Annotated in this window: 5 protein-coding genes; 4 read left to right on the top strand and 1 reads right to left on the bottom strand. The window is 42.9% G+C overall.

The genetic code is table 11. From position 1 onward, the window contains the following. Positions 1 to 4,404 (bottom strand): retention module-containing protein (locus C9J47_RS27150; RefSeq protein ID WP_170107525.1); only part of this gene is annotated, 4,404 nt, incomplete at its 3' end. A gap of 566 nt (positions 4,405 to 4,970) precedes the next feature. Between C9J47_RS27150 and C9J47_RS16030 the strand changes: the two genes are divergently transcribed. The 4 genes from C9J47_RS16030 to C9J47_RS16015 are packed head-to-tail and all read left to right on the top strand — an operon-like array spanning position 4,971 to position 8,986. Next, positions 4,971 to 6,365, top strand: coding sequence for an HlyD family type I secretion periplasmic adaptor subunit (locus tag C9J47_RS16030; RefSeq protein ID WP_107254406.1), 1,395 nt, complete (start codon positions 4,971 to 4,973; stop codon positions 6,363 to 6,365). Between the two features lie 5 nt (positions 6,366 to 6,370). Continuing rightward, on the top strand, positions 6,371 to 7,684 hold the full coding sequence (locus C9J47_RS16025; RefSeq protein WP_107254405.1) for a TolC family outer membrane protein: 1,314 nt from the start codon (positions 6,371 to 6,373) through the stop codon (positions 7,682 to 7,684). Positions 7,685 to 7,701: 17 nt separating this feature from the next. Next, complete coding sequence (locus tag C9J47_RS16020) at positions 7,702 to 8,292, top strand: OmpA family protein (protein ID WP_006229286.1); 591 nt, start codon at positions 7,702 to 7,704, stop codon at positions 8,290 to 8,292. 28 nt (positions 8,293 to 8,320) lie between these two features. Continuing rightward, on the top strand, positions 8,321 to 8,986 hold the full coding sequence (locus C9J47_RS16015) for a transglutaminase-like cysteine peptidase (protein WP_107254404.1): 666 nt from the start codon (positions 8,321 to 8,323) through the stop codon (positions 8,984 to 8,986). Position 8,987: the final 1 nt, after the last annotated feature.

Raw genomic sequence — 8,987 nt, 5'->3', positions numbered from 1 at the left:
TTGGCCGCCTGAGGTCAGTTCAGCCGCAAGCTCTGCCATCAAGTCTGCCACTTGAGCTGGGTCCACTTGAACAGAGTCAGGGACTAAACGGTCTTCACCAGCGATTAACGCAAAATCACCCGACTGTGTGGCAGGATAAGACGTATCTGTGCCACCGCCCCCATTGCCGTCAGTGTCTAAATCACCTTCAATCAGTGTAATGGTGCCGTTATAGCTGCCCGACGCGTCATCACCATCGGTTATGGTGATATCCATTGAACCGTCAGTGGTATCGCCATCTTTATCAGTGGCAATAACGTTCAAATCAATATTGGTGGATTCGCTGTCACCTTGGTCAATTGGACCTGTTACGGTCACCTTATATGAACCGTCGGTATCGACCGTTACCGTCATCACAGGATTATTGGCACTGTCTACCACAGTAATTGTGTTGCCAGAAACGGTATACGTCGTTGCCTGACCATTGCTGGTAGTACCGGCAAGACTTGGTTGGTTTGATTGGAATTCAATGGTCGCGATTTCATCAGAGCCGACATCCAGTGGGATCTGACCGGAAATAACATCGCCTTTATCTGTTGACTCATTAATCGTCACGCCAGAATCAGCACCAAATGATGGATTCGCGCCGTCAGTGATCGTGATATCCACATTAGCTAGGGTATCTAAATCATCGCCATCGGTGTCTGTCGCCTGCACGGGTACATTGATGTGGATTTCATCATTCGCAGAGGTAATGTAGCCTTCGCTGTCGCCGGTATTAGTATGATCCAACGGGACATTCTGTTCGATAGTCACCGTAACTTTCACGTCTTGACCTTGCTGCTCACCAGACAAAGAAACGGTTACAGCAACAGTACCGTTCGGCAGTTTACCGACCAGATTACCGCTCGCATCAACCTCAAACGTCAGCGCCTGACCACCTGAAGTCAGTTCGTTTTGCAGCTCAGTGATCAAATCACTTTGTAATGCTGGGTCGATTTTTACTGAACCCGGAACAAGGCTGTCTTCACCCGCCTTGATAACAAACGAGCCAGATTGCGAGGCTGGGTATGTGGTATCTGTGTCATTCGGGTTAACACCATCACCCGCCGTATCTAAATCGCCTTCGTTCAGCGTGAGCGCACCTTGGTCACCACCTGCTGCATTGATACCGTCAGTGATAGTGATATCCATCGAACCGTCAGTGGTATCGCCATCTTTGTCGGTAGCAGTAACGTTCAAATCAATATTGGTGGATTCGCTGTCACCTTGGTCAATTGGACCTGTTACGGTAACCTTATATGAACCGTCGGTATCGACAGTTACCGTCATCACGGTGTCGCCAGCACTGTCGAGAACCGTCAGGGTATCGCCAGTAGCAGTAAAGGTCGTTGGCAGACCATTACTCGTAATGTCAGTTAATCCCGGCTGGTCAGCTTGGAACACTATGGTATCAATCGCATCAGAGCCCACATCCAATGGGATCTGACCACTAATCACATCACCTTGTTGTGAAGATTCATTGATCGTCACGCCAGAGTCAGCACCGAACGATGGATTAGCACCGTCGGTGATCGTGATATCCACATTGGCAGGGGTATCTAAATCATCACCATCGGTGTCAGTCGCTTGCACGGGTACATTGATGTGGATCTCATCATTGGCAGAGGTAATGTAGCCCGCGCCATTTGAGCCATTATGATCCAGTGGGACATTTTGCGTGATGGTCACTGTGACTTTCACGTCTTGACCTTGCTGCTCGCCCGACAAGGTAACGGTTACTGCCACATCACCGTTTGGCAATGTACCAACCAGATTACCGTTATTATCCACTTCAAAGGTCAATGCCTCACCGCCTGAAGTCAGTTCGTTTTGCAGCTCGGTGATCAAGTCACTTTGTAATGCTGGGTCGATTTTTACTGAACCCGGAACAAGGCTGTCTTCACCCGCCTTGATAACAAACGAACCTGATTGCGAGGCAGGGTAAGAAGTATCAGTATCGCTTGGATTAACACCGTCACCAGCTGTGTCTAAATCGCCTTCAGTGAGCTTAACTTCACCCTCGTCACCGCCCACTGCATTCATACCGTCAATCAGGGTGATGTCCATCGAACCGTCAGTGGTGTCGCCATCTTTATCAGTCGCAGTGACGTTCAGGTCAATATTGACCTTATCACTCGCGTCTTTCTGATCAACCGGACCGACCACGGTCACTTCATACGACCCATCAGTGGCGATGGTCACCGTCATCACGGTATCGCCTGCACTGTCGAGAACCGTTAGGGTATTCCCCACAACCGTGAACGTCGTCGCTTCACCATTACTGGTGATCCCTGTTAATCCAGGTTGAGCCGCTTGGAACACTATGGTATCAATCGCATCAGAGCCCACATCCAGTGGGATCTGACCTTCAATCGCATTACCTTTATCTGTTGACTCATTAATCGTCACGCCAGAATCAGCACCGAATGATGGATTAGCGCCGTCGGTAATAGTGATGTCCACATTGGCTGGTGTATCTAAATCATCGCCATCAGTGTCAGTCGCCTGCACGGGTACATTAATGTGGATCTCATCATTCGCAGAGGTAATGTAGCCTGCGCTGTCGCCGATATTAGTATGATCCAACGGGACATTCTGTTCGATGGTCATCGTGACTTTCACGTCTTGACCTTGCTGCTCGCCCGATAAGGTAACGGTTACAGCCACATCACCGTTCGGCAGTTTACCGACCAGATTACCGCTCGCATCAACCTCAAACGTCAGCGCCTGACCACCTGAAGTCAGTTCGTTTTGCAGCTCAGTGATCAAATCACTTTGTAATGCTGGGTCGATTTTTACTGAACCCGGAACAAAGCTGTCTTCACCCGCCTTGATAACAAACGAGCCAGATTGCGAGGCTGGGTATGTGGTATCTGTGTCATTCGGGTTAACACCATCACCCGCCGTATCTAAATCGCCTTCGTTCAGCGTGAGCGCACCTTGGTCACCACCCGTGGCATTAGTGCCGTCAGTAATAGTGATATCCATCGAACCGTCAGTGGTATCGCCATCTTTGTCGGTAGCAGTAACGTTCAAATCAATATTGGTGGATTCGCTGTCACCTTGGTCAATTGGACCTGTTACGGTAACCTTATATGAACCGTCGGTATCGACAGTTACCGTCATCACGGTGTCGCCAGCACTATCAAGTACTGTCAGGGTATCGCCTGTAACAGTAAAGGTCGTTGGCTGACCATTACTCGTAATGCCAGTTAATCCTGGTTGGTCAGCTTGGAAAGCAATCGTATGAATCGCATCAGAGCCCACATCCAATGGGATCTGACCTTCAATCGCCTTGTTTTTTTCTATGGACTCATTAATCGTGACGCCAGTATCCGTACTAAAAGACGGATCAGCACCATCAGCAATACCGATATCAATTTTAACCGGATTATCGAGTTCATTATTGCTGGTATCTGTACCCTGAATAGACACATTAATATTGATTTGATCATCAACGTTGGTCACTAAGCCGCTATTGTTCGCGCCATCCGTATGATCAACAGGTTTATGTAATGTCGTCGTGATATCGACAGTAACATCTCGACCATTGGTGCTTGTATCTAAGTCAATGGTTAGTACCAGTTCGCCATTTTGCGTACCAATAATAGAATTCGTAGCTGCATCAAAGATAAATTCAACAGGCTCACCACCTGATGTGATTTCACTATTTAGCTCACTAAGTAAGCTATCAAGAATGAGAGAGTCAAACGTAAAAGAGTCAGGATCGAGTGGTTGTGTTCCAGCTTCAATGGTTACAGATTGAGTGGTTTCTACTGGATACGTAGTCAATTGATCAACATCACCCGGATCGGGTAAATCACCTTCAACCAAAGAAATAGACGTCGTATCGCCCCCTTCAGCAGTCAGAATAGCCAGACTTTCATCTTCATCACTCGTTTCTTGCTGCTCACTGGCAGTATCAAAACCCGCTTGTGCAAGCATTTCATTGTTATCATAATCAATAACAACAAAACGGCTATTTGATGAGCCTTGTGCTTCATTACCTGCAGCGGCAGCTTCTAGCGTTTCGGTTGGATCTTCGCCAGATAAAATTGCATTTTGAATAGCGGCTACATCATTCGATGAAAAGCTAGAATTACTCGCTCCTTCCGCGCTAAACGATACACTATCACTAAGCTCTGAGATTTTTAGACCGTCTACGGACATCATGATACAAGCTGGGCAAGATTCATTCACAATCGTAGGGATGCCATTTTGCATCACAACAAATTTAGCACCTGCATTTGCAACGACTACATCATCTGATTGCATCTGATAATCAGCTTTTATAGGAACAACCTTGTTCCCTGCTTTAATGATAAAAGCGACATCCTTTGAAGCCTGCATATCAACCATATTCTTTGTATCGTTCGTATCCATAAAAAGACCACTCAGTTAGCACTTGGATATGTACATACGCACATAAGATTTTATCTTTATTATTATTTTGTTAGATCAAATACCTAACTTCATCAGCATGGATAAACCATGTGTGTTTTTCAATATTTGGAAGTAATATCTAAAAAGCATACTTTCCAATAATGATACGTTAATCGTTAAACTGTGTTTCTATCACTTTTTTGACGTAATTTTGTGATAAAGCATTCATACTTTTAGTAAAAAATAACACTTTACGTCAATATATTGGCAGTTTATCATTTGGAATAATCTGTTACAAACATACTAACAGAAGACAAATTAAACCAATTGCACATAAAAGTGTATTTTATGAGTAGTGAATAGCATAATGAGTAGATCCCTCATCCATGTTTTGTATAGAAAAACGCACCTTAAGCACCTGTGGAGCAAGATGCATTTAATGACATAAGAAAAAATAGTAAGATATGAATCCTTTACTATCTGTTTTATAAAGAATATTTTTTTAGGGCTAGAATGTAACTAGGTGTTTGTTGTATTAATTCTTAGGCTACTGCATTGGTAATTTTATGGCGAAAAAAAAACGACCACTTTCAACTACTCAATTAGACTTCGTTGATGATAAATCTGCGGCTTTATTGCTAAATACACCACATAGTGCGCGAATAATGCTTTGGGTAATGGTGCTGTTTTTTATCGTTGCAATTGCATGGGCATCTGTCGCCAAACTGGATAAAGTAACAGTGGGTACGGGTAAGGTAATTCCATCATCTCAGCTGCAAATTGTGCAAAATCTAGAAGGCGGCATCGTCAAAGAGGTATTGATAAAAGAAGGGCAACATGTAGAACAAAATCAAAAGCTGCTATTGATTGATGATACTCTATTCCGTTCTGATTTTCGGGAGCGAACGCAAAACTTGGCAGGCTCTCAAGCTGACTCTATACGCCTAAATGCTTTATTAAACAGCGTCACTGTTAACAAGAAAAATGCAAATAGTAACTGGCGAAAAAGTGTTGATATAAAAGATAATATTCTTAAATTTGATGCCAATTTTGAAGATAAACATAAGAGACTAGTTCAACGTCAAAAAAATGAATACAACGATAAAATTTCAAATATTCAAAACCAGTTATCAGGAATGGCACAACAAATCAGTCAAAAAGAGCGTGAATTAATCGAAACTAAATCACGTATGAATAACCTTCGACGCAGCTACAACATCGCCAGTAAAGAATATAACATCACAAAGCCTCTAGCTGATGAAGGCGTTGTACCCAAGATTGAATTACTTAAACTGCAACGACAACTAAACGATACTAAGCGTGAATTAACATCTGCAGAGCTACAGATACCGGTTACACAGGCAACAATTCAAGAAGTCATCTTCAAATATATTAATATTGCATCTAATTTTCGCTCTGAAGCACAAGCAGAATTGAATGAAACCAGTGACCAACTCGATAGTTTATTAGAATCACAGGTGGGCCTTGAAGATCGCGTCAATCGAACTGTCGTTTTATCGCCTGTAACAGGCACAATCCAAAAGATTTATGTCAATACTGTAGGTGGTGTCATTCAACCAGGAATGGACTTAGTTGAGATTGTGCCATCAGAAGATAATTTACTGATTGAGGCTAAAATCGCGCCTCAAGATATTGGATTTTTACGTCCAGATTTACCTGTAATGCTCAAATTTAGTGCTTATGATTTTACAGTTTACGGTGGTTTATCTGGTTACTTAGAAACAATCAGTGCTGACACAATTCAGGATGAAGAAGGAAATAGTTATTACCAAGTACGGATAAGGACTGAAGATAACACCCTTAAAGGGCCAGATGGTGAGCCCTTACCTATCATCCCTGGCATGACCGCATCGGCAGATATCATTACAGGCAAGCGTTCTGTTTTAGATTATTTGCTTAAACCAGTGCTCAAAGCGCGTCAAACAGCGTTAAGAGAGTAATTATAATGATAATAAAACGACGCATTAAAAAAATCGCTCTACTTATTAGCCTACAATCTATGGCTATGCCTGTGATGGCTCAATCATTAGAGCAAGCTATTGCCCAAACATTAAGCTCAAACCCTGAAATTCGAAGTGCTTATAATGAATTTATGAGTCGTAACGAGCTCATTGATGCATCAACAGGTGACTACCTACCTTCTGTCGATCTAGAGGCTGGTATTGGCTATGAAGATTACGATAATAAATTAGGTACTAAAGGGGAATTTGACCCTCGAAATGCAAAGATATCAATCAGACAATTACTGTGGGATGGCTCAATAACGTATAACGATATTCAGCGTAATAAAGCAGAAACAGAAGCTCAACGTTACCAATTATTGTCTGACGCACAAGATATGGCATTAACAGCCACTGAAAGCTACCTCGATGTATTACGCGCTCAAGAAATATTAGCTCTGTCTGAAGCCAACTTTGCGGTTCACCAACGCATGTATTCAGATATTAAAAAACGAGCCGATTCAGGTATTGGTTCTACTGCGGATCTTGCTCAAGTAGCAGGTCGTCTAGCTCGTTCAAACACCAATTTATTATCAGCAAAAAGTAACCTAAACGACAAAAACACAGCTTTTATTCGTACAATTGGCACATACCCAGAAGCGTTGGAAAAACCAGAAGTCGACATCAATTACGTGGCGATCTCGCTTGATGACGCCATGGAAAAAGCACGAAAAAACAACCCTGTTATTTATGTGGCGTCTAATGATATCGAAGCTGCTCAGCAACAATATGAACAGGCTAAAGGCACATTTTATCCATCATTCAGTATTGAAGCTTCTCAAGAATGGGGAGAAGAACTCGATGGTTCACGTGGTGATACCGATGAGTTCAAAGCAATGCTAAAAATGCGTTATAACCTCTATAACGGTGGCTCTGATGCAGCAAAAAGCCGTCGAGCGGCGTACCAAATCAATAAATCTAAAGATGTTCGTGATCGCGCCCACCGCATGCTAGATGAAGGCACGCGTTTAGCTTGGAGTGCCATGGTACTAGCATCTGATCAAACTAAATTTTTGCAAGAACATGTTGATGCTTCTGCTCGAACAGTCATCGCGTATGAAAAACAATTTAGGATTGGTAAACGAACATTACTCGACGTTTTGAACACAGAAAATGAGCTATTTGAATCACGAAAAGCCTACTTGAATGCCCACTACAGCGGTATTTTAGCCAAGTATCGTGTGTTAAATGCGACAGGTTTACTGCTCGATGAAATGCGTGTTGATGTACCAGAAAGCTGGGTTAAAACAGTCAAATAAATAAGGGAATAATAACAATGAAACGAACTGTAACCGGTTTATTAGCACTCACCTTATTTGGCTGTTCTGTCACAGTGGAAGATCCGCCTATTGCCGAACAATCACAAGACCAGCGAGACTTCGATAAAGATGGTGTGATTAACGCCCGTGATAAATGTGCAGACACTCCACACTCAGCTATCGTTGATAACGATGGCTGCCCAACCAGCATAAACCGTGAAGAAGAGAATGATGTGCGGGTTCTTTTTGCCAATGATTCAACGGCAATACCTGAAGCCTTTTTGTCCGAAATTCAACGCATGGCTGATTTTTTAGATGTCTACCCAGAAGCGTATATTGAATTAAAAGGTTATGCGAGCCCTGTTGGTAACTCAGAATACAATATTGGCCTATCAAAACGACGAGCAACAAAAGTACGAGAGCAGCTCATTGCCGAAGGTGTTGCTCCTCAACGAATAAAAACAATTGGCTTTGGCGACGCTGAACCAATTGCAGCAGAATCAAGTGAAGCTACAAACACACTTAGCCGCCGTGTTGTTGCGCGTGTTATCGGTTCAAAAGGTAGCCTTGTTGAAGAGTGGACTATTTTTACGTTAAGAGATAATTAATGCATTTACTGATAATTGATCAAATAGAATGAAGAGAGTGGCTTTCTGGGTTCTCGCTCTATTATTATCAGCAAGTGCTATTGCACTGACGGATAAAGAGTCGAAACAGATCAATACCATCATGCAATTTTATGGCGAACGCGCTGGAAAGCGAGTGACGGCATGGCGGAATATTGTCAATGATAATGCTTCACAAGATATTGATACCAAGCTACAAGAAGTGAATGATTTCTTTAACCAGTTGATTTTTATTGATGATATCAAGTTATGGGGAAAAGAAGACTTCTGGGCGACCCCTCTTGAGTTTCTAGGTGTGGGGGCTGGTGATTGTGAAGATTTCAGTATTGCAAAATACTTCTCGTTGCGTGAATTGGGCGTTGCCGATAACAAGTTACGATTAGTATATGTAAAAGCCCTAAAGCTCAATCAATTTCATATGGTGGTAGCCTATTACCCTACCCCGTCATCTGTACCATTGCTGCTTGATAACCTTGATGGTGACATTAAGCCAGCAACAAAACGACCAGATTTACTGCCTATATACAGCTTTAATGCTAGCAAACTCTGGTTAATGAAACAGAAAGGACAAGGACAGTTAGCAGGTAAAGCTTCCAGGTTAAGTTTGTGGAATGACCTACGCCAACGTTCAGATCGTATAAAACTGAATAGACCTAAAATTAACTTTGATGAGTGAC

This window comes from Photobacterium indicum (assembly GCF_003026215.1).
In the GTDB taxonomy this organism is placed as follows: domain Bacteria; phylum Pseudomonadota; class Gammaproteobacteria; order Enterobacterales; family Vibrionaceae; genus Photobacterium; species Photobacterium indicum.
The sequence above is the reverse complement of the archived record's forward strand: the minus strand, read 5'-3'. Positions and strand labels throughout refer to the sequence as shown.

Bases quoted from the DNA above. Each gene is read 5' to 3' on its own strand.
- C9J47_RS16030 (WP_107254406.1), top strand. From the start codon at position 4,971: ATGGCGAAAAAAAAACGACCACTTTCAACTACTCAATTAGACTTCGTT.
- C9J47_RS16015 (WP_107254404.1), top strand. From the start codon at position 8,321: ATGAAGAGAGTGGCTTTCTGGGTTCTCGCTCTATTATTATCAGCAAGT.
- C9J47_RS16025 (WP_107254405.1), top strand. From the start codon at position 6,371: ATGATAATAAAACGACGCATTAAAAAAATCGCTCTACTTATTAGCCTA.
- C9J47_RS16020 (WP_006229286.1), top strand. From the start codon at position 7,702: ATGAAACGAACTGTAACCGGTTTATTAGCACTCACCTTATTTGGCTGT.